Origin of the sequence: Occultella kanbiaonis (assembly GCF_009708215.1) — a bacterium.
Lineage (GTDB): Bacteria > Actinomycetota > Actinomycetes > Actinomycetales > Beutenbergiaceae > Occultella > Occultella kanbiaonis.
The window spans coordinates 1,258,201-1,281,908 of the sequence record NZ_CP046175.1 but is presented as its reverse complement, the minus strand read 5'-3'; the positions used below and the strand labels follow the sequence as shown (position 1 = coordinate 1,281,908).

At 68.2% G+C, this 23,708-nt stretch carries 18 protein-coding genes, 3 rRNA genes and 1 pseudogene; 6 read left to right on the top strand and 16 right to left on the bottom strand.

The window, feature by feature from the left end; translation table 11 throughout:
- Positions 1-3: 3 nt before the first annotated feature.
- The 4 genes from GKS42_RS05660 to glmS all read right to left on the bottom strand — a co-directional run bounded on the left by GKS42_RS05660 (position 4) and on the right by glmS (position 4,592).
- On the bottom strand, positions 4-1,620 hold the full coding sequence (locus GKS42_RS05660) for an NAD(P)H-hydrate dehydratase (protein WP_154792956.1): 1,617 nt from the start codon (positions 1,618-1,620) through the stop codon (positions 4-6).
- Positions 1,621-1,810: 190 nt separating this feature from the next.
- Positions 1,811-2,377: a GNAT family N-acetyltransferase gene (locus GKS42_RS05655; RefSeq protein ID WP_154792955.1), complete on the bottom strand. Its 567-nt coding sequence runs from the start codon at positions 2,375-2,377 to the stop codon at positions 1,811-1,813.
- Positions 2,374-2,724 carry a holo-ACP synthase gene (locus GKS42_RS05650; RefSeq protein ID WP_154792954.1) on the bottom strand — a complete coding sequence of 117 codons (351 nt, stop codon included), beginning with the start codon at positions 2,722-2,724 and terminating at the stop codon, positions 2,374-2,376. Before GKS42_RS05650 ends, GKS42_RS05655 begins: the two co-directional genes overlap by 4 nt.
- Before the next feature lie 8 nt (positions 2,725-2,732).
- Complete coding sequence (gene glmS, locus GKS42_RS05645) at positions 2,733-4,592, bottom strand: glutamine--fructose-6-phosphate transaminase (isomerizing) (protein ID WP_154792953.1); 1,860 nt, start codon at positions 4,590-4,592, stop codon at positions 2,733-2,735.
- Positions 4,593-4,670: 78 nt separating this feature from the next.
- On the opposite strand from glmS, the gene coaA reads away from it, so the two are divergent.
- Together coaA and GKS42_RS05635 are read left to right on the top strand one after the other, a co-directional pair.
- Positions 4,671-5,654 (top strand): type I pantothenate kinase, encoded by a 984-nt coding sequence (gene coaA, locus GKS42_RS05640; protein ID WP_154792952.1) that lies wholly within the window; start codon positions 4,671-4,673, stop codon positions 5,652-5,654.
- Between the two features lie 3 nt (positions 5,655-5,657).
- A complete protein-coding gene (locus tag GKS42_RS05635; RefSeq protein WP_154792951.1) occupies positions 5,658-7,202 on the top strand; it encodes a carboxylesterase family protein in 1,545 nt (514 codons plus the stop codon).
- Positions 7,203-7,215: 13 nt separating this feature from the next.
- Here the strand turns inward: GKS42_RS05635 and GKS42_RS05630 are convergent, their stop codons facing one another.
- The gene (locus GKS42_RS05630) at positions 7,216-7,899 is read right to left on the bottom strand and encodes a DedA family protein (RefSeq protein ID WP_154792950.1); all 684 of its coding nucleotides are present in this window, start codon (positions 7,897-7,899) and stop codon (positions 7,216-7,218) included.
- A 302-nt stretch (positions 7,900-8,201) separates the two neighbouring features.
- On the opposite strand from GKS42_RS05630, the pseudogene GKS42_RS26415 reads away from it, so the two are divergent.
- Positions 8,202-8,477 (top strand): annotated as a pseudogene (locus GKS42_RS26415) (nitroreductase family protein); the annotation flags it as partial.
- 85 nt (positions 8,478-8,562) lie between these two features.
- Entirely contained in the window at positions 8,563-8,799 is a 237-nt protein-coding gene (locus GKS42_RS26410) for a nitroreductase family protein (RefSeq protein WP_232848152.1), read from the top strand.
- Between the two features lie 16 nt (positions 8,800-8,815).
- Here the strand turns inward: GKS42_RS26410 and GKS42_RS05620 are convergent, their stop codons facing one another.
- From GKS42_RS05620 to GKS42_RS05580, 9 genes are all read right to left on the bottom strand, one after another.
- A complete protein-coding gene (locus GKS42_RS05620; protein ID WP_210769316.1) occupies positions 8,816-9,289 on the bottom strand; it encodes a GNAT family N-acetyltransferase in 474 nt (157 codons plus the stop codon).
- Positions 9,290-9,580: 291 nt separating this feature from the next.
- Positions 9,581-9,697 (bottom strand): 5S ribosomal RNA (gene rrf, locus GKS42_RS05615).
- A gap of 85 nt (positions 9,698-9,782) precedes the next feature.
- Positions 9,783-12,906, bottom strand: a 23S ribosomal RNA gene (locus GKS42_RS05610).
- Between the two features lie 365 nt (positions 12,907-13,271).
- Positions 13,272-14,794 (bottom strand): 16S ribosomal RNA (locus tag GKS42_RS05605).
- The 16S, 23S and 5S rRNA genes sit together here, the layout of an rRNA operon.
- A 645-nt stretch (positions 14,795-15,439) precedes the next feature.
- The gene (locus tag GKS42_RS05600) at positions 15,440-16,099 is read right to left on the bottom strand and encodes a peptide deformylase (protein ID WP_154792949.1); all 660 of its coding nucleotides are present in this window, start codon (positions 16,097-16,099) and stop codon (positions 15,440-15,442) included.
- Positions 16,100-16,103: 4 nt separating this feature from the next.
- Entirely contained in the window at positions 16,104-17,456 is a 1,353-nt protein-coding gene (glmM, locus tag GKS42_RS05595; RefSeq protein ID WP_154792948.1) for a phosphoglucosamine mutase, read from the bottom strand.
- A gap of 105 nt (positions 17,457-17,561) precedes the next feature.
- Positions 17,562-18,056 carry a 30S ribosomal protein S9 gene (gene rpsI / locus GKS42_RS05590; RefSeq protein WP_154792947.1) on the bottom strand — a complete coding sequence of 165 codons (495 nt, stop codon included), beginning with the start codon at positions 18,054-18,056 and terminating at the stop codon, positions 17,562-17,564.
- Between the two features lie 42 nt (positions 18,057-18,098).
- Positions 18,099-18,542 (bottom strand): 50S ribosomal protein L13, encoded by a 444-nt coding sequence (rplM, locus tag GKS42_RS05585; RefSeq protein ID WP_154792946.1) that lies wholly within the window; start codon positions 18,540-18,542, stop codon positions 18,099-18,101.
- A gap of 274 nt (positions 18,543-18,816) precedes the next feature.
- Entirely contained in the window at positions 18,817-20,499 is a 1,683-nt protein-coding gene (locus GKS42_RS05580; protein ID WP_154792945.1) for an ABC-F family ATP-binding cassette domain-containing protein, read from the bottom strand.
- 156 nt (positions 20,500-20,655) lie between these two features.
- Between GKS42_RS05580 and GKS42_RS05575 the strand changes: the two genes are divergently transcribed.
- Positions 20,656-21,180 (top strand): DUF5709 domain-containing protein, encoded by a 525-nt coding sequence (locus GKS42_RS05575; RefSeq protein ID WP_232847942.1) that lies wholly within the window; start codon positions 20,656-20,658, stop codon positions 21,178-21,180.
- A 23-nt stretch (positions 21,181-21,203) separates the two neighbouring features.
- Here GKS42_RS05575 and truA read toward each other — a convergent pair whose 3' ends face one another.
- Complete coding sequence (gene truA / locus GKS42_RS05570) at positions 21,204-22,055, bottom strand: tRNA pseudouridine(38-40) synthase TruA (RefSeq protein WP_232848065.1); 852 nt, start codon at positions 22,053-22,055, stop codon at positions 21,204-21,206.
- 157 nt (positions 22,056-22,212) lie between these two features.
- On the opposite strand from truA, the gene GKS42_RS05565 reads away from it, so the two are divergent.
- Entirely contained in the window at positions 22,213-22,974 is a 762-nt protein-coding gene (locus GKS42_RS05565; RefSeq protein WP_154792943.1) for an ROK family protein, read from the top strand.
- 13 nt (positions 22,975-22,987) lie between these two features.
- On the opposite strand, the gene GKS42_RS05560 is transcribed toward GKS42_RS05565, so the two are convergent.
- On the bottom strand, positions 22,988-23,707 hold the full coding sequence (locus GKS42_RS05560) for an alpha/beta fold hydrolase (RefSeq protein ID WP_168217766.1): 720 nt from the start codon (positions 23,705-23,707) through the stop codon (positions 22,988-22,990).
- Position 23,708 lies beyond the last annotated feature (1 nt).

Genomic DNA, 23,708 nt, shown 5'->3' with positions numbered 1-23,708 from the left:
GGATCAGTGTGCCAGGATTCCGCGGACGACCTCGGGAACGGCCGCGGCGATGTCCGAGGCCGTGATCGGGGCACCCGGGTCCCGGTCGTCGAGGGGACCCCGACCGGTCGCCGAGCGCAGGTCACCAGCCGGGCTCGGACCCCGTGCCGAACCGCTCCGGTTCCGGGCAGCCCACACCCCGGCACGCCCGTGCACCAGGGCGGCGGCGGCGGCCAGTTCGCCGGCCGGGGCATCGGAGCCCGCCAGCAGGGCGCCGAGGATGCCGGCGAGGACGTCCCCGGATCCTGCCGTGGCCAGCCAGCCGGTGCCGTCGGACTGGCTGAACACCGGGCCGCCGGGCTGCGCCACCACGCTGACTGCGCCCTTGAGCAGCACCGTCGCCCCGGTGAGCTCGGTGGCCCGCTGCGCCCACCGGGCCGGATCCGCCTCGATCGTGGACCGCTCGACCGGGCCACCGCCACGCGCTGTCAGGAGCCGGGCGAGTTCGCCCGCGTGCGGAGTGAGCACGACCCGGCGGCCGGCGAGCGCCGTCGGGTCCGTCGGGAGCCAGTCCAGTCCCCCGGCGTCCACGACCAGGGCGACCTCGGAGTCCGCCAGCGCCCGGCTGGCGGACTCCGGGACGGGCGCTCCGACGGCGATCCCGGGGCCGAGGACCATGGCCTGCACCCGGCCCGCCGCGGTGACCACCTCGGGGTGCCTGGCCAGCACCATCCGGGCCGCCCCCTCGGGTCCCAGGTAACGGACCATCCCGCAGCCGGTCCGCAGCGCACCGCTGCTGGCGAGCACGGCGGCCCCGGGGTACGCGGCCGAACCAGCCAGCAGCCCGACCACGCCCCGGGTGTACTTGTGGTCGGCTGGTCCGGGGACCTGCCACAGATCGGCGACGTCCGCCCCGAGCAGCCGGCGCACCGGTGCCGGCCGGGCGGCGAGGGCCTCGGCCAGGCCGAGGTCGACGAGTTCGACCCGGCCCGCACAGGCCGCGGCGGGCGGCAGCAGCAGCGCGGGCTTGAGCCCGATCATCGTGACCGTGACGTCCGCCCGGACCGCCTCGCCCGGCACCGAGCCGACGTCGGACTCGACGCCGCTCGGCACGTCGACGGCCACGACGAGCGGTTCGACGGCGGACCGCTCGCGGCGCTCGTTCAGGGCCGCGACGAGAGCGCCCGACACCCCGCGCAGGCCACCGGTCAGCCCGATCCCGGCGATCGCGTCGATCCAGATGTCCGCCTCGTCCGCGACGACGAGCACGGGCGCGAGACCGGGCGCCGGCACGCCGGTGCTGCCCTTGGCACCGTCCCCGGGCACGGGGAGGAGCCGCACCCCGGCCCGCCGTGCGGCGGCGAGCCCTTCGGGGTGCACCCGCTCGCGCAGCAGCGCGGCGGTCACGACGAGCCCACGGCGGGCGAGGTGGGCGGCCGCGAACAGGCCGTCGCCGCCGTTGTTCCCACCCCCGACGAGGACCAGGGCGCGGGCACCGACCAGAGCGAGGCGACGCCGTCGGGCCTCGGCGACGACCGCTGTCGCGACCGCGTACGCGGCCCGTTCCATGAGCGGTTCGCCCGCCGCGAGCGCCGGGGCCTCCGCGGCCCGGATCGCCTCGGCCGGGTAGGCGCGCCTCATCGCCGAGCCACCACCGTCCGGTGCCGCGCCGTGTCGCGGCCGGTGCCTGCGGCGTCGGCCGGGCGGTTCATGCCTGGATCCACCGTCTCAGTGTGCCAGGATTCCGCGGTCGTCCTCGGGCGGTGCTGCCCGCATACCCGACGGCGGGACGGAACCGCCCCGAGCTGGTCGACGCCCCTCGTGCCGTCACTCAGAGCGAGCGCTGCAACAGCATCGTGCTCACGCTGTGGCCGTGCTTGACTCCGACGTCACGCAGCACGCCGACCACCTCGAAGCCGAGGCGTCGGTGCAGGGGCAGTGAACCGGCTGCGGCGGGATCGTCGGCGACCACGGCGATGACCTGCCGCACGCCGGCGAGTGAGCAGGCGTCGAGCAGTGCGGACAGGAGCCGGGTCCCCACCCCGCGGCCCTGGGCCACGGGAGCGATGTAGATGGTGTCCTCGACCGTGTACCGGTAGGAGTCCTTGGGCCGCCAGGGGGTGGCGTAGGCGTATCCGACGACGGTGCCGGCATCGTCGGCCACGAGGAACGGCAGTCCGCGGGCCGCGAGGTCCGCGAGGCGCGCGGCCCACGCGTCGGGCGACGGCGGGTCCTCGTCGAACGTCACGGCGGTACCGGTCACGTACGGCTCGAGGATCGCCGCGACGGTGGGCAGGTCATCGCGCGTCGCGACACGGATCGTGGCACGGGCGGCGGCCCGCTCCGGACGCGCGTCCGATGCCGACGCGGGGTCCGGGGCGGATGGCGGCACCGTCATCGTTCGGCGACCGCTACCGCCGAGGCGATTCCGGCGTCGTGGGAGATCGACAGGTGCCAGGAGGTGATGCCGAGGCGGTCCGCGACGGCCGCGACCGACCCGGTCAGGTCGACGACCGGGGCGCCACCGGTGACCCGGTGCACGGTGGCGTCCTGCCAGCTCATGCCGCCGGGGGCGCCGAGGGCCTTGGCGATCGCCTCCTTGGCCGCGAAGCGGGCTGCGAGCGAGGCGGGCGGGAGGTCGCGTTCGGCCGGTGTGAACAGTCGCTCGCGCAACCGTGGCGTGCGTTCGAGGGTGGCGAGGAAGCGGGCCACGTCCACCACGTCGATGCCAACGCCGACGATCACCGCGTCCCCTACTCGACCGTGACGGACTTGGCCAGGTTCCGGGGCTGGTCGACGTCGAGGCCCTTCGCGGTGGCCAGCGCGGCGGCGAAGATCTGCAGCGGGACCACCGAGACGAGTGGGGCGAGCAGCGTGGGGGTCTGCGGGATCCGGAAGATCTCGTCCGCGTACGGGACGACCGCCTCGTCGCCGTCCTCGGCGATCACCATGGTGTGTGCGCCGCGGGCGCGGATCTCCTGGATGTTGGAGATGACCTTGGAGTGCAGCGCGTCCCGGCCCCGCGGGGACGGCACGATCACGAACACCGGCTGCCCCTCTTCGATCAGGGCGATCGGGCCGTGCTTGAGCTCACCGGCCGCGAAGCCCTCGGCGTGGATGTACGCGAGCTCCTTGAGCTTGAGCGCGCCCTCGAGGGCGACCGGGAATCCGACGTGCCGGCCGAGGAAGAGCACGGTCGGCTCGTCCTTCATGCTCCTGGCCACGGCGCGGACATGCTCCTCGTTGTCCACGACGCGCTGGATCTTCTCCGGCATCGCGCGCAACTGGGCCAGGTCCTCGGCGATCTCGTCCGCGAACTTGTTGCCGCGCAACTGGGCCAGGTAGAGCCCGAGCAGGTAGCAGGCGGTGATCTGTGCGAGGAACGCCTTGGTGGAGGCCACGGCGATCTCGGGGCCGGCATGCGTGTACAGCACCGCGTCGGACTCCCGCGCGATCGTGGAGCCGTGCGTGTTGACGATGGCCAGCACCTTGGCACCCTGTTCGCGGGCGTGCCGGACCGCCATGATCGTGTCCATCGTCTCCCCGGACTGGGAGACGGCGACCACCAGCGTCTTCTCGCTCACGACCGGGTCGCGGTAGCGGAACTCGTGTGCGAGCTCGACCTCGACGGGGATCCGGCACCAGTGCTCGATCGCGTACTTCGCGACGTGGCCGGCGTAGGCCGCGGTGCCGCAGGCGATCACGACGATCTTGTCGACGGTGCGCAGGACGGACTCGCGGATGCGCATCTCGTCGAGCTGGAGCCTGCCGTCGGTACCGGCACGGCCGAGGAGCGTATCGGCGACCGCCTGTGGCTGGTCATGGATCTCCTTGTCCATGAACGTCGCGAAGCCGCCCTTGACGGCCGCCTCCGCATCCCAGTCCACGGTGTACCGGCGGGCCTGCACGGCGTTGCCCGCGGTGTCGATGACGCGGACCTGGTCGGCGGTGATCGTCACGATCTGGTCCTGCCCCATCTCCATCGCCTCGCGGGTGGAGGAGATGAACGCCGAGACGTCGCTGCCGAGGAAGTTCTCGCCGTCACCGAGCCCGATGACGAGCGGCGAGTTGCGGCGGGCGCCGACGACCGTGTCAGGCTCGTCCGCGTGGGTGGCCAGCAGCGTGAACGCACCTTCCAGCCGGCCGACGGTCAGCCGCATCGCCTCGGTGAGGTTCTGGGTCTCGTCATGGTGGCGCGCGAGGAGGTGGGCCACCACCTCCGTGTCGGTCTCGGACAGGAACTCGACGCCCGTCTCGCCCAACTCGGCCTTGAGCTGGGCGAAGTTCTCGATGATGCCGTTGTGGATCAGCGCCAGCCTGCCCCCGCCGGCCAGGTGTGGGTGGGCGTTGACGTCCGTGGGCCCACCGTGGGTGGCCCACCGGGTGTGCCCGATGGCCGCGGTTCCCGCGGGCAGGTCGCGACGCTCGAGCTCGGCGAGCAGATTCGCGAGCTTCCCGGCCTTCTTCGCCGAGACCATGCCCTCCGGAGTCGTCACGGCGACGCCGGCCGAGTCGTAGCCCCGGTACTCGAGGCGACGCAGCCCTTCGACGACGACTTCGAGCGGCCGCGGACTTGCCGAGGCGGGGCCCACGTACCCGACGATTCCACACATGTGGACCAGAGTATCCGCCGCTGGGCCCGTTCCCGGCTCGTCCCGTGTGCGGCGTGGATCACGGTGGGGTGGGAGAGTATGGGCGTGGTCCTTCCCGACGTCACACGGTTCCAGCCGTTGCCGAGCGCCTCCGGTTCTCCGTTCGTGGAGTTCGACCGGGCCGCCTGGAGCCGGCTGTCCGCCTCCACACCGCTGCCCCTGACCGCGGCCGACATCGAGAACCTCCGCGGGCTCGGTGACCCGATCGACCTGGCCGAGGTCGACACCGGGTACCGCCCGCTGTCCCGGCTCCTCACCCTGTACGTGGCCGCCTCCCAGCGGCTGCGTGCCACCACGTCCACGTTCCTCGGTGAGCCCGCCCACCGCACGCCGTTCGTGATCGGGGTCGCCGGGTCCGTCGCCGTCGGCAAGTCCACGGCGGCCCGCGTCCTACGCGAGATGTTGCGCCGCTGGCCGGAGACCCCACGCGTGGAACTCGTCACCACCGACGGCTTCCTGTACCCGAACGCCGAGCTCGAACGCCGCGGCCTGATGGAACGCAAGGGCTTCCCGGAGTCCTACGACCGGCGCGGGCTCCTGGACTTCCTGATCGAGGTGAAGGCCGGGACCGAACAGGTCACCGCCCCCGTCTACGACCACGTGCGCTACGACATCGTGCACGACCGCCGCGTGGTGGTGCGTAGCCCCGAGGTGCTGATCGTCGAGGGACTGAACGTGCTCGCTCCGGCCCGGGTCAGCGCCGATGGTGAGTCGTCGCTCGCCGTCAGCGACTTCTTCGACTTCTCGATCTACATCGACGCGGCCACCGAGGACATCCGCCGGTGGTACATCGAGCGCTTCCTCGACCTGCGGCAGACGTCCTTCTCGAACCCGGACTCGTACTTCCACCGGTACGCCGACCTCGACGACGACCAGGCGCGTCGGCGGGCCGGACAGATCTGGGAGAGCATCAACGGTCCGAACCTCGTCGAGAACGTCCTGCCCACGCGCGGGCGCGCGACCCTCGTGCTGAGCAAGGACGCGGACCACCGGCTCAGCCGGTTCCGTCTCCGGAAGATCTGAACCATGGCGGCGCCCATCGACGAGCACGGCGACGATCCGGTCACGAGCACGCGGTCCGGCCGGGTTCGCGGGGTCCGGCGACCGGGTTCGCTTGCCTTCCGGGGCGTCCCGTACGCGGCGGCCCCGGTCGGAGCGTTGCGGTTCGATCGACCGGCGCCCCACCCGGGCTGGTCCGGAGTACGTGACGCGTCGAGCAACGGCCCCACACCGAGCCTCGGCCCCACCACGGACACGTACTCGATCCCGGAGCCCGTCGTGGCCGGGGACGAGATCCTCAACCTGAACGTCTTCACCCCGACCCTCGACCGCGCCGCCCGACTGCCGGTCTACGTCTGGATCCACGGCGGCGGTTTCGTCGGCGGGTCACCCGGTGGGCCCTGGTTCGACGGCGCCGCCTTCAACGCCGGGGGCGTGGTGACCGTCGCGATCACCTACCGGCTCGGGTTCGAGGGGTACGGACACGTCCCGGGCGCGCCCGAGAACCGGGCTCTCCTGGACTGCATGAGCGCCCTGGAGTGGGTCCGGGAGAACATCGAAGCGTTCGGCGGCGACCCCGGCCGGGTCACCCTCGGTGGGCAGAGCGCAGGCGGCGGCGCCACGCTTGCCCTCCTCGCTGCGCCCGCGGCGCAGGACCTCTTCGCCGCCGCCGTGGTGCACTCGGCGCCGTTGCCGGACATCGCCGGCTCGGACGCGGTCACACAGGGCGCGGTGATGGCCCGCCTGTGCGAGGTGGAGAACACATGGGACGCCTGGCGTGAGGTCCCGCGGGCCACGATCGTGGCCGCCGAGCGTTCCCTCGAACGGGCGGACCTCTGGTCGGCCGTCCGTGACCTGCACCGGATCCTCGGCACGACGGACCCGCTCACGGACTTCGGGCCGGTGATCGATGGTGAGGTCGTCCCGACGGACCCGCTGGCGGCGTTCGCCGCCGGGACCGGTGCCACGAAACCACTGCTGATCGGCTCGACCAGCCACGAGTTCAACCGGGTGACGGCGCACGTGGACCGATTCCTGGCCCAGGGCTTCGCCGGTGCGCTGATGGTCGGCCTGGGGGTGCCGACGATGCTGGCTCGGGCCTATCCGCGCGCCTACCCGGACTTCTCCCCCGCGGAGCTGCTCGGCCAAGCGGTCACGAACCGGGTGTTCCGGATCCCGACCGTTCAGGTCGCGCTCGCCCGGACCACGGCGGCCGACCAGTCGCCCGGCGAGACCACACCGGGATCCGCGCGCCCAGCCCCGACGTGGCTCTGGGACTTCCGGTGGCGCTCCTCGGTCAGTGGTCGCTCGGTGCACTGCCTCGACCTGCCGTTCGCCTGGAACGTCCTCGGCGCCGAGCGGGTCGCGCGGCTGGCCGGCGAGGATCCGCCGGCGCACCTCGCCGAACACATGCACGGCGAGATCGTACGGTTCGTCACCGAAGGTTCAGTCGGGTGGGATCCGTTCCGTCCGACCGCGCCCACCGCCCACATCTTCGACACCGAATCCGTCACCGGGCGCGACCCCTACCGCTTCGAACGGCTCGCGCTGCAGGCCGTGGCCGAGGAATGATCCCCGGCGCGAGTCACGGGGTGCGCTCGAGGATCCCGGACCCGGAATCCGGCACCGGATCCTCGTCCGCCTCGTTCTCACCCTGGTCCGGAGGATCCTGTGGCTCGAGCCCGGAACGGCGGAACAGCCGACGCATGATGAGATCGATGATCGTACCCATCAGGAGCCCGACGAGGACACCAACCACGACGGCGATGACCGGGTGGTCGTGCAGTACCGCGCCCGCGCTGAAGCCGAGCAACACGGAGTAGATCGACCAGGTCACCGCCGCGAGCGCCGCGAACCCGGCGAACCGGCGGAACCCGAATCCGACGGCACCCGCGGTCATGTTGACGGCGACCCGTCCGATCGGGATGTACCGCGCCGAGAGGATGAACGCGCCCCCGCGTCGCTGCAGAGCGGTCTCCGCCCACGTCAACGCCCGAGCACCCCGGCGGGTGCGGAACAACCGCAACCGACGGATCGGCACCCTGGTACCGATCAGGTAGGCGATCACGTCACCGCAGAAAGCCCCGAGCGCCGCGACGGGCAGGATCAACCAGATGCTCGGGGCGTTCCCGGTGATCGCGAGGCTCGCCAACGCGATGACCACAGACTCGCTGGGCACCGGCGGGAAGAACCCGTCGATCGTGCAGAACAGGAACAGGGCAAGCAGGACCCAGTGCGACGCCGCCATCGCCAGGACCGTCTCGACCATCAGTTCCTCCGTCTAGTTCCTACCCAACGTGACGTGCACAACCGCGTCGCGCGCCTGCCTCCACGTTAAGTGGGCCGGAGCCGACCGCGGAATGGGTGACCACCCTGATCATGCCCCGGACCTAGGACAACAAACTCCCCCGGTCGTGTGATTCCCGCGGCGACCGACTCATCCCACGGAACGATGGACGCCGGCGTCGCTCCCCCTCACGAGCAGGGATCCACACTGGATCTCAAGAATAGGTCGCTCCCCTCACCTCATCGCAACGGAATACCCGGACCGCTCATCTGATTGAAAGTTCCATGACGACTGTCTCCGGGCTCCCGACCGCGTACGAGTACCTCTTCACCGAGGCGCACACGGTGGGTGCCTTCGACGGTCCACCCGTCACCGACGGCCAGCTCCAGCAGGCGTACGACCTGATGAAGTGGGGCCCGACCGCGATGAACATCACCCCGCTTCGGATCCTGGCCCTCCGTTCGGCGCAGGCGCGGGCACGGCTCGCTCCGCACATGTCCGACGGGAACAGGAGCAAGACCGTTGCGGCACCGCTGACCCTCGTCGCGGCGACGGACACGCGTTTCCACGCGCACCTGCCGGTCCTGGCCCCGCACCGCGCCGAGCTCGCTGTCGCGCTCGAGCACACCCGAACGCCGCGAGTCGATGGCGCACAAGTCGGGCCTCATCCAGGTCGGCTATCTGATCGTCGCCTTGCGCGCCGCCGGTCTGCACGTCGGGCCGATGGGCGGGTTCGACGCGACCGGCGTCGACACCGAGTTCTTCTCGGCGAGCGGGTGGCGCTCACTCCTCGTGCTCAACGTCGGCAACGCCGCGGCGCCGGAAGGCGTCCGGCAAAGGGCCGCGCGCCTGACGTTCGAGGACACCTACACCGAGCTCTGACTCGCCGCAGAAGCGATCAGGCCGACGGGCGTCCGGACCTCCACTCCATCCTGAGGTCCGGCGCCCGTTCCTCGTTCCCGGCACCGTCCGTCCGCTCGACCTCGACCAGGCCACGCCGTCGGTAGAAGTCCTGAGCCGGTGAGTTCGCCACGAACACCCAGAGGTCGAAGCCGCCGGGGCGGAGCAGTTTCGCCTCGTCGAGGAGCGTGCCGCCGATACCGCCGCCCTGGCTAGCAGGGTCCACGTAGAGGGCCTCGAGGTGCGCGCCCGCAAGTCTCGCGAATCCTCGTAGGCGGTCGCTCGCGTCGAAGAAGCCAAGCACGTCATCGTCGGTCAGGTCCCATGAACCCACCCAGGCCCGGACCTCTGCGTCGGAGTGCACGCCGGCCGGCATCGCCGGTCCCGCTGCTCGCCGCGCGGCCAGGTAGAGGTCCGCGACCAGTGCCAGCTCCTGCGCGCGCACCGGGCGAACCACTCCTGCGACGCTCATCCGACAAAGATCCCATGGACGACGCCACCGAGCGCCATCCCCGGACCGGGCACCCAACCCGCCCCCGCCGGACGGAGGCGAACCGAATGGGTGCCGGTGGCGGTACGGCAGCCACGCCCCACAACCGCCGACGACAAAAGGCCACCCCCTGTTGGGAGTGGCCTCAGAATACGACGATGTGTCATCCCGCCTCGGGGGTCGGCCGCAGCTCGACGAGCCCGCCACGGTCTCCACTGCCCTGAAAATGCGACAAGGGCCACCCCGGTGTGGGGTGGCCCTTGTCTAAGTGTTGTCCGGCGGCGTCCTACTCTCCCACGTAGTCTCCCACGCAGTACCATCGGCGCAGAGGGGCTTAGCTTCCGGGTTCGGAATGGGTCCGGGCGTTTCCCCCTCGCTATGACCGCCGTAACTCTATGGAGATGTTCTCGGTTTCCCGACCGTATCTCGGGAACCGCACAGTGGACGCGTAACACACAGGTATTGACTTTTTTGTGTGGTCAAGTTATCGGCATATTAGTACCGGTCAGCTCCATGAGTCTTTGAGTCCTCACTTCCACATCCGGCCTATCAACCCAGTAGTCTAGCTGGGAGCCTCTCAGGGACTAGCCCTATGGAAATCTCATCTTGAAGCAGGCTTCCCGCTTAGATGCTTTCAGCGGTTATCCCTTCCCAACGTAGCTAACCAGCCGTGCTCCTGGCGGAACAACTGGCACACCAGAGGTTAGTCCGTCCCGGTCCTCTCGTACTAGGGACAGCCCTTCTCAAATTTCCTGCGCGCGCAGCGGATAGGGACCGAACTGTCTCACGACGTTCTAAACCCAGCTCGCGTACCGCTTTAATGGGCGAACAGCCCAACCCTTGGGACCTACTCCAGCCCCAGGATGCGACGAGCCGACATCGAGGTGCCAAACCATGCCGTCGATATGGACTCTTGGGCAAGATCAGCCTGTTATCCCCGGGGTACCTTTTATCCGTTGAGCGACGGCGCTTCCACGAGCCACCGTCGGGTCACTAGTTCCGACTTTCGTCCCTGCTCGACTTGTCAGTCTCACAGTCAAGCTCCCTTGTGCACTTACACTCGAAACCTGATTGCCAACCAGGCTGAGGGAACCTTTGAGCGCCTCCGTTACATTTTAGGAGGCAACCGCCCCAGTTAAACTACCCACCAGGCACTGTCCCTGATCCGGCTTACGGACCGAGGTTAGATATCCAGAACGACCAGAGTGGTATTTCAACGTTGACTCCACAAGCACTGGCGTGCCCGCTTCATAGTCTCCCACCTATCCTACACAAGCCGTACCGAACACCAATACCAAGCTATAGTAAAGGTCCCGGGGTCTTTCCGTCCTGCTGCGCGTAACGAGCATCTTTACTCGTAGTGCAATTTCGCCGAGTTCGCGGTTGAGACAGCGGAGAAGTCGTTACGCCATTCGTGCAGGTCGGAACTTACCCGACAAGGAATTTCGCTACCTTAGGATGGTTATAGTTACCACCGCCGTTTACTGGGGCTTAAATTCTGAGCTTCGCCCGAAGGCTGACCCGTCCTCTTAACCTTCCAGCACTGGGCAGGCGTCAGTCCGTATACATCGTCTTGCGACTTCGCACGGACCTGTGTTTTTAGTAAACAGTCGCTTCTCCCTGGTCTCTGCGGCCCTCAAACGCTCCCACAGCAAGTGTGTTCACGCCTCAGGCCCCCCTTCTCCCGAAGTTACGGGGGTATTTTGCCGAGTTCCTTAACCACGATTCACTCGATCGCCTTAGTATTCTCTACCTGACCACCTGAGTCGGTTTAGGGTACGGGCGGCTAGAACCTCGCGCCGAGGTTTTTCTAGGCAGCATAGGATCACCCAATCATCCAGCATACGCTGTCACCATCAGTTCTCAGGCTATATGAGGTACGGATTTGCCTATACCTCGCCCTACAACCTTGGACGTGCCAAGCCATAAGACACGCTGGGCTACCTTCCTGCGTCACCCCTGTTAATACGCTTACCTACTACCGGTTCGGGTCACACGCTCCACGACCACGTCCTCCGAAGAGGATCTAGGACGCTTCGGGTGTTTAGCATCACCGGGCTCGGTATGGGCGGTTCTTCGCCGGTACGGGAATATCAACCCGTTGTCCATCGACTACGCCTGTCGGCCTCGCCTTAGGTCCCGACTTACCCAGGGCGGATTAACCTGGCCCTGGAACCCTTGGTCATTCGGCGGACGGGTTTCTCACCCGTCATTCGCTACTCATGCCTGCATTCTCACTCGTGTGGCGTCCACGGCTGGATCACTCCGCCGCTTCACTCGCCACACGACGCTCCCCTACCCATCCACACACCTGGACCAACACTACAAGAGTGCCGGCCGGGTAAAAATGTGAATGCCACAGCTTCGGCGGTATACTTGAGCCCCGCTACATTGTCGGCGCGGAATCACTTGACCAGTGAGCTATTACGCACTCTTTCAAGGGTGGCTGCTTCTAAGCCAACCTCCTGGTTGTCTGTGCAACTCCACATCCTTTCCCACTTAGCATACGCTTAGGGGCCTTAGCTGGTGGTCTGGGCTGTTTCCCTCTCGACTACGAAGCTTATCCCCCGCAGTCTCACTGCCACGCTCTCACTTACCGGCATTCGGAGTTTGGTTGACGTCAGTAACCTTGTAGGGCCCATCAGCCATCCAGTAGCTCTACCTCCGGCAAGAAACACGTGACGCTGCACCTAAATGCATTTCGGGGAGAACCAGCTATCACGAAGTTTGATTGGCCTTTCACCCCTATCCACAGCTCATCCCCCCAGTTTTCAACCTAGGTGGGTTCGGTCCTCCACGCGGTCTTACCCGCGCTTCAACCTGGCCATGGATAGATCACTTCGCTTCGGGTCTAGAGCACGCGACTCAATCGCCCTATTCGGACTCGCTTTCGCTACGGCTTCCCCACACGGGTTAACCTCGCCACGTACCGCTAACTCGCAGGCTCATTCTTCAAAAGGCACGCTGTCACCCCTGCTAGGGAGGCTCCAACGGATTGTAAGCACACGGTTTCAGGTACTATTTCACTCCCCTCCCGGGGTACTTTTCACCTTTCCCTCACGGTACTTGTCCGCTATCGGTCACCAGGTAGTATTTAGGCTTATCAAGTGGTCTTGACAGATTCACACGGGATTTCTCGGGCCCCGTGCTACTTGGGATACTCATCGGGAGGCCATGCGATTTCGTCTACGGGAGTTACACCCACTATGCTTGGCCTTTCAAGACCATTCGACTATCACAAGGCTTTCTGACTCCCCGTCCGTCCGGCAGAACGAACTGATAAGTCCCACAACCCCACTGATGCAACGCCCGCCGGCTATCACACACCAATGGTTTGGCCTGATCCGATTTCGCTCGCCACTACTCTCGGAATATCTCTTCCTGTGGGTACTGAGATGTTTCACTTCCCCACGTTCCCTCCACGCACCCTATGTGTTCAGATGCGGGTAACCGGGCATGACCCCGGCTGGGTTTCCCCATTCGGAAATCCTCGGATCAAGGTTCGTTTGCCAACTCCCCGAGGCTTATCGCAGGCTACTACGTCCTTCTTCGGCTCCTGGTGCCAAGGCATCCACCGTATGCTCTTAAAAACTTGTACCACAAAAATCAAAGATGCTCGCGTCCACTGTGCAGTTCTCAAGCTACGGGCGGTCCCACACCCCCACCCGACACAACCGTGCCGGAAGGCGCATGGCCCGAACGAAGAAACAAGCTCTCGCCCGTTCCCTCAGGACCCAACAGTGTGTCAACCGACCCCCCAACCAGACCACCCACCCGTTCCCACCCACCACCCAACAGAGCAGCAAGCTGTACTAACGCGAGCAGCCCAACCAACAGGGCCGTTCCATCGATGTTCCACCCGAGAGCACCACCTCGGAACATCCGTCCGAGCAGTGGTACCTGAACCGTCCCCCTCCAACCACCACGAAGGGCGATCAAACCAGGGCCGGCCAGTGCTCCTTAGAAAGGAGGTGATCCAGCCGCACCTTCCGGTACGGCTACCTTGTTACGACTTCGTCCCAATCGCCAATCCCACCTTCGACGGCTCCCCCCACAAGGGTTGGGCCACCGGCTTCGGGTGTTACCGACTTTCGTGACGTGACGGGCGGTGTGTACAAGGCCCGAGAACGTATTCACCGCAGCGTTGCTGATCTGCGATTACTAGCGACTCCGACTTCATGGGGTCGAGTTGCAGACCCCAATCCGAACTGAGACCGGCTTTCTGGGATTCGCTCCACCTCGCGGTATCGCAGCCCTTTGTACCGGCCATTGTAGCATGCGTGAAGCCCAAGACATAAGGGGCATGATGATTTGACGTCATCCCCACCTTCCTCCGAGTTGACCCCGGCAGTCTCCTATGAGTCCCCACCATCACGTGCTGGCAACATAGGACGAGGGTTGCGCTCGTTGCGGGACTTAACCCAACATCTCACGACACGAGCTGACGACAACCATGCACCACCTGTACACGAGTGTCCAAAGAGTGCGTTATCTCTAACACGTTCTCGTGTATGTCAAGCCTTGGTAAGGTTCTTCGCGTTGCATCGAATTAATCCGCATGCTCCGCCGCTTGTGCGGGCCCCCGTCAATTCCTTTGAGTTTTAGCCTTGCGGCCGTACTCCCCAGGCGGGGAACTTAATGCGTTAGCTGCGGCACAGAATCAGTGGAACTGACCCCACACCTAGTTCCCAACGTTTACGGCATGGACTACCAGGGTATCTAATCCTGTTCGCTACCCATGCTTTCGCTCCTCAGCGTCAGTAGTGGCCCAGAGACCTGCCTTCGCCATCGGTGTTCCTCCTGATATCTGCGCATTCCACCGCTACACCAGGAATTCCAGTCTCCCCTACCACACTCTAGTCTGCCCGTACCCACTGCAGGCGCGAGGTTGAGCCTCGCGTTTTCACAGCAGACGCGACAAACCGCCTACGAGCTCTTTACGCCCAATAATTCCGGACAACGCTTGCGCCCTACGTATTACCGCGGCTGCTGGCACGTAGTTAGCCGGCGCTTCTTCTGCAGGTACCGTCACTTTCGCTTCTTCCCTACTGAAAGAGGTTTACAACCCGAAGGCCGTCATCCCTCACGCGGCGTCGCTGCATCAGGCTTTCGCCCATTGTGCAATATTCCCCACTGCTGCCTCCCGTAGGAGTCTGGGCCGTGTCTCAGTCCCAGTGTGGCCGGTCACCCTCTCAGGCCGGCTACCCGTCGTCGCCTTGGTAGGCCATTACCCCACCAACAAGCTGATAGGCCGCGAGTCCATCCCGAACCAAAATTCTTTCCAAACACACCCATGCAGGCGCATCTCATATCCAGTATTAGCACCAGTTTCCCAGCGTTATCCCGGAGTTCGGGGCAGGTTACTCACGTGTTACTCACCCGTTCGCCACTGATCCAAGGAAGCAAGCTCCCTCTTCACCGTTCGACTTGCATGTGTTAAGCACGCCGCCAGCGTTCGTCCTGAGCCAGGATCAAACTCTCCGTAAATGCATAACAGCACCCACAACCACCCAAAGGCAGCCACAAGCACCGACACTACGAAGCAACCCCCACCACAACCAAAGCTGCAATGGAAGCCGATTCAAAACCCGGCCCGACCAGTCATCTGGCACAACTGGTCAAACCAAATAAACAAACTATTCGGCATCGATCATATGACACACTGTTGAGTTCTCAAGGAGCGGACGCGCACCAACCCAGACCCGTTCAGATCCTCGCTGGGGCAACCTCTCTACCCTAGCCCAGCCTGTCCTTGTCTTCCAAATCGAGCGGCGGCCAATCCTGCACCGACACCGATCGGGCGACCGATCTGGCTGAGTTCCGGTTCCTGGCCTTCCAGGCGCTTCGCGCCGGCCGGACCGGATCCAGGGGCTGCCTGACCGGGGACTGGCCACCTCTCGGTGTCCGTTCCTCCCTGTCGGGGCAACGAGATGTAACACTACGCGGATCGGGGGTGCTGGTCAAATCAGGGCGGCGTGGTGCGAGGGTGCACCGACGAACCGGGGCCATGCCTTCGGTGTTCCCGCCGGAACGTTGGGATTCCGGGGTTCCGGTCGCTCGGAGCGACGCTCCGGACGCGCGTCCATGACCAATGTGCCGCTGCCTGCGGCCGGTCATGTGGGGCGGAACACATCACGGTTCGAGGAGATCGAATCCCAGCGCCTCGGCGGCAGCGGTCGGGTGCGCCGGCCCGGCCCAGCGGCCCGCCACACTCTCGTGCGCCAGCGACCTCGGCTCGGCGTGGTCGAGGTACAGCTCGCCGGCCAGGTGGTCGGTCTCGTGCTGGACGATCCGCGCGGTCCACCCGTGCACGATCTCGTCGATCGGCGCTCCGTCGGGAGTCTGGGCACGCAACCGCACCGTGCCCCAGCGCCGCCGGACAGCAAGCCATCCGGGGATCGAGAGGCAGCCCTCGTAGAACGCGGCGACGTCGGTACCGACCGGTTCGTAGGTGGGGTTCGCCAGGATCATCGGCGGGCACGGACGCCGGTCCCGCGCCTGCGCGACCGCCGGGTCCGTGGTCCCCGAGTCCTCGATGACGGCGAGCGCGACCGGCAGTCCGATCTGGGGTGCCGCGAGGCCGACCCCCGGGGCCGCGTGCATCGTCCGGAACATCGCCGCGATCAGGTCGTTCAGCAGTCCCCGCTCCAGGTCATTCCGATAGGGCATGGCCCGGCGCCGAAGGACGGGATCGCCGGCCCGCAGGATCGGCAGGACGCCGTCGTCGGCGCGCTCGAGCAACTCCCCCACCAGCGCCGCCAACGTGTGGACTGTCCTCGACGCCTCGGTCATCGGCTCAGGCGAGCGCGAGCCGGGCCAGGACCACGTCGCTGAGCGCGCGCGCCTCGCTGTCGGCCTGCTCCTGCTCGGCGGCCTCCACCATCACCCGGACCAACGGCTCCGTCCCGGAGGAGCGCAACAGCACCCGCCCGGTATCGCCGAGCCGTTCCTGGGCGGCGCTGACCGCAGCCGCGACACCCTCATCGGAGTTCACGCGCGCCTTGTCCACGCCGGGAACGTTGATCAGGACCTGCGGCAGTCGCTGGACCACCGAGGCGAGGTCGGCGAGGGTGCGACCGGTGGCCGCCACCCGGGCGGCGAGGTGCAATCCGGTCAGGACGCCGTCACCGGTTGTCGCGTGATCGGACATGATCACATGACCGGACTGCTCGCCACCAAGGCTGAACCCGCCTGTCCGCATGGCCTCGAGCACATAGCGGTCACCGACGCCGGTCTGCTCGGTGCGGATGCCCGCCTCCCGCATCGCCAGGATCAGGCCGAGGTTGCTCATCACGGTGACGACGAGGGTGTTGTGGGCGAGGCGGCCCTCCTCGGCCAGTGCGAGCGCGAGCATGCCCATGATCTGGTCCCCGTCGACCAGGGCACCGGTGTGGTCCACCGCGAGGCACCGGTCGGCGTCACCGTCGTAGGCGACTCCGAGATGGGACTCCGAGGCCACCACGGCGGCCTGGAGCTGCTCGGGATGCGTCGATCCGCACTTCTCGTTGATGTTGCGCCCGTCGGGTGAGGCGTTGATGACCACGACGTCGGCTCCCGCGGCCCGGAGCACATCGGGTCCCACCTGGCTCGCGGCGCCGTTGGCGCAGTCGACCGCGATCCGTAGACCCGCGAGGTCGTGGCCGATCGTACTCAGCAGGTGCTGCACGTACCGGTCACCGCCGAGGCCCCGGTCGAGCGTGATGCGGCCGACGTCGGCGCCGATGGGCAGTACCCAGTCGCTGCCGAGCTGAGCCTCGATGGCGTCCTCGACAGCATCGTCGAGCTTGACGCCACCGCGCGCGAAGAACTTGATGCCGTTGTCCGCCATCGGGTTGTGCGAGGCCGAGATCATGACGGCGAGGTCCGCGTTCTCGGCGGCGGTCAGATAGGCAACGGCCGGTGTCGGGAGCACTCCGAGATCTTCGACGTCCACCCCGGCGCTGGCCAGGCCGGCGATCACGGCGGCGGAGAGGAACTGGCCGGAGACACGTGGGTCGCGGCCAACGATCGCGTGCGGGCGGCGGTCGGCGAACGTGCCGCGCTCACCCAGCACGTGCGCGGCGGCGGTGCCCAGCTGCAGCGCGAGTTCGGCGGTCACCTCCCGGTTCGCAAGTCCCCGCACCCCGTCGGTGCCGAAAAGTCGTGCCATGGCTGTGCCTCTCTCTGCTACCAACGCCGCGCCCGTGGGGCGACATGACATCGGCCCCGAACGGACCACAGGGGTCGTTCGGGGCCGATGGTAGTGCTGCGCCGATCAGCGCTTGGAGTACTGGGGGGCCTTACGGGCCTTCTTGAGACCGGCCTTCTTGCGCTCGGTGACTCGGGAGTCGCGGGTGAGGAAGCCGGCCCGCTTGAGCGTGGCGCGGTTGGACTCGCCGTCGATCTCGTTCAGCGCCCGCGCGATGGCCAGCCGCAGTGCGCCGGCCTGGCCGGACACTCCGCCGCCCGTGATGCGCGCGACGACGTCGAAGCGGCCGGTGAGGTCGAGCAGCGTGAACGGTGCACCCACCAGCTGCTGGTGCAGCTTGTTCGGGAAGTACTCCTCGAGGGTACGGCCGTTGACCTTCCAGGTCCCGGTGCCGGGCACCAGTCGCACGCGGGCGATGGCCTCCTTGCGGCGGCCGAGGGCAGCGCCGGGGGCGGTCAGCGAGCGGCCGGCGCCGGTGGTCTCGGCAGCCGTGGTCTCGGTGGTGTACGACGAGGGGGTTTCGCCCTCGAGCTCGTCGATCTCGGTGATGGTCTCGGACACGATTCTCCTAGTTCTTGTTCGCGGCAGTGAGCGCGGGTGGCGCTACTGCGCGACCTGGGTGATCTCGAAGGTCGTGGGCTGCTGCGCCGAGTGCGGGTGCTCCGCGCCGGCGTAGACCTTCAGCTTGCGCATCTGGGCGCGGCCCAGGCGGGTCTTGGGGATCATGCCCCGGACGGCCATCTCGACGGCCCGCTCGGGGTGCTTCTCAAGCAGTTCGGCGTAGTTCGTCGCCCGCAGACCACCCGGGTAACCGGAGTGGCGGTAGGCGAGCTTGTTCTCCCGCTTCGCACCGGTCAGCGCGATCTTCTCCGCGTTGATGACGATGACGAAGTCGCCGCCGTCGACGTGCGGGGCGAAGGTGGCCTTGTGCTTGCCCCGGAGCAAGGTGGCGACCTGGGTGGCCAGACGGCCGAGGACGACGTCGGCAGCGTCAATGACGTACCAATTACGCTCGGTCTCGCCTGCCTTGGGGGTGTACGTACGCACGGTCGTAGCCTTCGTTTCTCTGCTGGTCTGCTTGCGGCACGCTGCCTGCCCCCTCGGTCCCTCGCGGGGCGCGGACACACAGTGGACCGGATGGTCACTTCGGTGGTTGGTGAGCGTCATCATCACGCGCGATGCGGTGAGTGGGAGGCACCGACCAGCGAACGCGGACGCACAACGACTCCACAGAGTACTCCGAGCCTGGCGTCATGGTCAAAGCGAGATGGGTCACGGCCGGAGCGACGTTCGTCACGCCGCTGCCGCGGAAGGGAGTACCTCAGCGGCGCCGGAGCGCTCCGTCATCGGACCATACCGGTTCATCGGTCTCCAGCACCCGCCCGTCGGCCCGCACCTGCAGGAACCTGTCGAAGGTCCGGGTGAACCATCGGTCGTGGGTCACTGCGACGACCGTCCCCTCGAACGCGGTCAGGCCCGCCTCCAGCGCCTGCGCGGAATGCAGGTCAAGGTTGTCGGTCGGTTCGTCGAGCAGCAGCAGGGTCGCGCCGGCGAGCTCGAGCAGGAGGATCTGCAGCCTGGCGACCTGCCCGCCGGACAGCGTCTCCACCCTCTGCTCGGCGGCAGCGGCCAGCTCGTACCGGTCCAGGACCCGGCCCGCCTGCTCCCGTGGGATGCCGCGCCTGCGTCCCTCCCCACGCCCGAGGATCTCCACGAGGGTGCGGCCGACGAGCGCCGGCGGGAGCGCCTGTTGCGTGAACCAGCCCGGCAGCACCCGGGAGCCGAGGACTGCGCGCCCGGTGTGCGCGACCGGGGCGGGCAGCACGTCGGTGACCGGCCTGTGCTCCACGTCCGGGTCGGTGCCGCCGCCGGCCAGCAGCCGCAACAGGTGGGACTTGCCGGTGCCGTTCGCACCGAGCACCGCGACGCGCTCACCGAACCAGATCTCGAGGTCGAAGGGCTGCGTGAGTCCGTCCAACGCGAGCCCGGTGCACACCACCGCCCGCTTTGCCGTACGGCCGCCGGTGAGCCGCATCGTGACGTGCTGGTCCCGGGTGACCTCCTGCGGTGGCCCGGCCTGCTCGAACTTCTCGAGTCTCGTCCGGGCGGCCTGATAGCGCGAGGCCATGTCGGCGTTGTAGGACGCCTTCTGCTTGTACATGAGCATCTGGGCGCGCAGCTTCTGATGCTCCTCGTCCCATCGCCGGCGCAGGTCCTCCAACCGCGCCATCCGGTCGTTGCGCGCCTGGGCGTAGTTCGCGAAGCCACCTCCGTGGATCCATGCCGTGGAACCGGTGCCGGCCGGCTCCAGCGTCACGATCTGCGTGGCCGTCGCGGCCAGGAGCTCCCGGTCGTGGCTGATGAAGAGGACGGCCTTGCCGCTGGCCCGCAGCTGTTCCTCGAGCCACCGCTTGGCGGGCACGTCGAGGGAGTTGTCCGGCTCGTCGAGGATCAGGAGGTCGGCCGGACCGCGCAGCAGCGCGGAGAGTACGAGCCGCTTCGCCTCGCCGCCGGAGAGGCTGTCCGCGCGGCGCCACTGCGCACGGTCGTAGGGCTGGGCGAGCACGGACATGCAGATCTCGTCCCACTCCGCCTCGAGCTGGTATCCGCCGACATCGGCCCAGTCGGCGAGCGCCTGCGCGTAGGCGAGCTGCGCGGGCTCGTCGTCGGCGAGCATCATCGCCTCCTCGGCGGCCTCGATGCGCCGTGCGACGGCAGCGGGAACCGGAGGGGCGTGCTCGACGAGCAGGTCGCGCACGGTGCGCTCGTCCGAGGCGCGACCGACCCACTGGTCCATGACCGCGAGTGATCCGGAGTGGGTCACGGTGCCTTCGTGCGGTGCGGATCGTCCGGTCGCGATCCGCAGGAGGGTCGACTTGCCGGCCCCGTTCGGCCCGATGAGTGCCATCCGGGCGCCCTCGCCGACGCGCAGCGAGACGTCGTCGAGCAGGACCCGGCCGTCCGGGAGACTGAAGCCGATCCCGGCCAGTTCGAGGTGTGCCACGGACCCAGCATGCTGCCCTGGCCGCGGGCGAGCCAACCTGATTCCGCTTGCGACGAGGCGGGGCGAACCGGGTCCGGCGGGTGACAGCGTGGGGGCGGGCCCCTGGTCCGCACGGGACCTGGTGCGCGCACGGGCCGGAGGTGCCAGTCTGAGGGTATGAGCGGAACCGAGGAGACCCCAGGTACCAGCACCGATCCGGAGTTGCCCGGCGAGGGTGACAACGATCAGCTGGCGCGTGAGGACATGCTCGAGTCGCGGGCGGTGGACGACCTGCTCGACGAGGGCTACTCACCGCCGGAGCGCGATCGGAACAACCACTGGGGCGAGACGGCCTACGAGGAGTCCCGCGGAGAGAGCCACGACCAGCAGCTCGCCCAGGAGCGACCGGAGGCGTGGCAGGAGCGCGGCGCGACCGAGTACCGGCAGGCGGACCGGGCGGGCCGGCTCGAGGACGTCCGGGACGGTGCCCGCGAGCAGGACGGCTGGGGCCGGGACGCGGGCGTCGCCGGGGGCGCCGCCTCGGCCGAGGAGGCTGCGATGCACATCGTGGTCGGCGAGGACGAGGATGGCGACGGCGAGGACGATCCCGAGGGCGTGGTCGCCTACGTGCGCGGTGACGAGGACGGTCTGCCGGACCAGGACCGCCCGGACCGCGACGACGAGGACGGCGACCAGGCCTGACCCGATCGCCGCCGTCGGGCCGGTCAGGCCGGCCCGGAGGGCCGCTTCGGCAGGGTGCGGACCGCCCGGGCGACGCGCGCGCGCTCGGCGAGCTCGCCGTCGGGCGGGTAGGCGACCTCCTCGAGCGTGAGCCCGCGCGCCGGGGCGACCGTGACCCGCGGATCGCGGCGGGCCGCGGCGAGGATCAGCGCGGGCCAGTCCGGCTCGGCTCGCCCCTCCCCCACGACCAGGCACCCGCCCACCAGCGCCCGCACCATCGAGTGGCAGAACGCATCGGCGCGCACACGGGCCTCGATGAGCCCGGACTCGGGGTCCCGGTGCCACCGGAACTCCTGCAGCGTCCGGATGGTCGTGGCCCCCCGGCGGGGCTTGCAGTACGCCGCGAAGTCGTGTTCGCCGACCAGGGCGCGCGCCGCCGCATCCATCGCGTCGACGTCGAGTTCGCGCTTGTACCAGGTCACGCCGGTGCGGGACAGCGGATCCCGGTCGCCGATCCGGTCGGCGAGGCGATAGCAGTAACGCCGCCAGATCGCCGAGAATCTGGCGTCGAAGCCGTCCGGGGCAGGCGTGACGGATCGCACCACGATGTCCGGCGCGAGCACGGCCATCAGCCTTCGCGCGAGGGCGACCCCGGAGGTGCGGTCGCTGCGTCCTGGGGTCGCCTCCCAGGCACCACGGGGCAGATCGACGTGTGCCACCTGGCCACGGGCGTGCACGCCGGCGTCGGTCCGGCCGGCGACGGTCAGCCGAGGTGGCTCCGGCAGCCGCAGCACCCTGGCGAGGGCGGCCTCGATGTCACCCTGGACGGTCCGCTGGCCGGGCTGGACGGCCCAGCCGGCGAGGTCGGTCCCGTCGTAGGCGACGTCGAGCCGCACGCGTACGACGGCGTCGCTCGCCGGTGTGGGTCGCTCGCCGGCCGCGGGGCTCGGCTCGCGCGCCGGCGCGGTGGCGCGGTCCGGCGGGTTCTGGGCGTCGCTGGCTGGGGACACGCCCCAAGTCCATCACGACCGGGGCGCAGGTAGAGTCACGCTCGTGCAGGACACACCAGCGACGCTGGCGGTCGATTGTGGCGGAGGCGGCATCAAGGCGTCGGTGCTCGACGCCGCCGGGACCATGCACGCCCAACCGGTCCGGGCGGCCACGCCCTACCCGTTGCCGCCGGAGCGCCTCCTCTCGCTGATCGCGGACCTCGCGGGCCGGCTCCCCCCGGCCGGCCGGGTGACTGTCGGCATGCCCGGGATGATCCGGCACGGCGTGGTGGTCCACACGCCGCACTACGTCACCAAGGCCGGTCCGCGGACCCGGGTCCTGCCGGAGCTCGTCACCGCCTGGTCGGGGTTCGACATGAGGGCCGCGATCAGCGGTGAGCTCGGCCTGCCGGCCCTCGTCCTCAACGACGCGGAGGTCCACGGCGCCGGGGTGATCGCCGGTGCCGGCCTGGAGCTGATGCTCACGTTCGGTACCGGCCTCGGCAACGCCGTTTTCGACGGCGGCATGCTCGCCCCGCACCAGGAGCTGTCCCAGGGGCCGGTCCGGTGGGGCCTGACCTACGACGAGTACGTCGGTGAGCACGAGCGACTCCGGCTCGGCGACTCGCAGTGGTCCCGGCGGATCCGCCGGGTCGTGGACGCGCTGCGTCCCGTCTATCTCTGGGACCGGCTCTACATCGGCGGCGGGAACTCACGTCGGCTGACCGCAACCGTGCTCGAGAAGCTGGGTGACGACGTCGTGATCGTGCCCAACAGCGCCGGCATCATCGGTGGGGTGCGGGCCTGGTCGCTACGGACCGAGTGAGCAGACCTCCGACTCACGCGGTGACGAGCCGGGTCCGCTCCACCAGTAGCCCGGTCAGCCGCGCGAACGCCTCGGGCCGGTCGAGGCTGACCAGGTGGCCGGCGCCGGGGACGACGCACAGTTGCGCGTACTGCGCGGCGGCCACGAATCGGCGCTCCTGGGTACGGAAGTGGTCCCAAGCACCGTTGACGAACCAGATCGGTGCCTCGATGGTGGCCAGGTCGGCGAGCGTGTCCACCTCGTTCATCGCGGTCAGGGCCTGGCCCATGACGCCCCACGGCACGCCACCGGCGTTGACGTCCCGGGCCGCGTCCGGGGAGAGGGTCAGCCTGGCCATGGTGTTGCCGAGGAACCGGCCCTGGTCGGGCAGTGCCTCGATCGCGCCCGCGACCGCCCGGTAGCCCGCCAGCGCGGCGCCGCTCGGCTGGGTGCAGCACGACGCCGCGAGGATCGCCGCCGGCGGCCGTTCCGCTCGGGCCGCCCAGTGCAGCGCGATGTAGCCGCCCATCGACAGGCCGACCACGACATGCGGGCCCGGCAGTTCCGCGACCGCCTCGTCGATCGCGGCCCGGGCGCCGGCGAGCGTGAAGGGTTCGTCCATCCGCTTCCCGTGTGCGGGCAGGTCGACCGCGACGACCCGGCGCCCGGCGGCCTCGTGCAGCTCGATCTGGCCGCGCCACATGGTGGCCGAGGTCCGGATGCCGTGCACGAAGATGATCGAGGGGGTGCTCATC

What these genes read in the sequence shown, in the direction of transcription:
- GKS42_RS05630 (WP_154792950.1), bottom strand. Translation starts at nt 7,899, where the DNA reads ATGGTCGAGACGGTCCTGGCGATGGCGGCGTCGCACTGGGTCCTGCTT.
- GKS42_RS05620 (WP_210769316.1), bottom strand. Translation starts at nt 9,289, where the DNA reads ATGAGCGTCGCAGGAGTGGTTCGCCCGGTGCGCGCGCAGGAGCTGGCA.
- GKS42_RS26410 (WP_232848152.1), top strand. Translation starts at nt 8,563, where the DNA reads ATGGCGCACAAGTCGGGCCTCATCCAGGTCGGCTATCTGATCGTCGCC.
- glmS (WP_154792953.1), bottom strand. Translation starts at nt 4,592, where the DNA reads ATGTGTGGAATCGTCGGGTACGTGGGCCCCGCCTCGGCAAGTCCGCGG.
- GKS42_RS05655 (WP_154792955.1), bottom strand. Translation starts at nt 2,377, where the DNA reads ATGACGGTGCCGCCATCCGCCCCGGACCCCGCGTCGGCATCGGACGCG.
- glmM (WP_154792948.1), bottom strand. Translation starts at nt 17,456, where the DNA reads ATGGCACGACTTTTCGGCACCGACGGGGTGCGGGGACTTGCGAACCGG.
- GKS42_RS05600 (WP_154792949.1), bottom strand. Translation starts at nt 16,099, where the DNA reads ATGACCGAGGCGTCGAGGACAGTCCACACGTTGGCGGCGCTGGTGGGG.
- GKS42_RS05635 (WP_154792951.1), top strand. Translation starts at nt 5,658, where the DNA reads ATGGCGGCGCCCATCGACGAGCACGGCGACGATCCGGTCACGAGCACG.
- GKS42_RS05560 (WP_168217766.1), bottom strand. Translation starts at nt 23,707, where the DNA reads ATGAGCACCCCCTCGATCATCTTCGTGCACGGCATCCGGACCTCGGCC.
- GKS42_RS05575 (WP_232847942.1), top strand. Translation starts at nt 20,656, where the DNA reads ATGAGCGGAACCGAGGAGACCCCAGGTACCAGCACCGATCCGGAGTTG.
- coaA (WP_154792952.1), top strand. Translation starts at nt 4,671, where the DNA reads ATGGGCGTGGTCCTTCCCGACGTCACACGGTTCCAGCCGTTGCCGAGC.
- GKS42_RS05660 (WP_154792956.1), bottom strand. Translation starts at nt 1,620, where the DNA reads ATGAGGCGCGCCTACCCGGCCGAGGCGATCCGGGCCGCGGAGGCCCCG.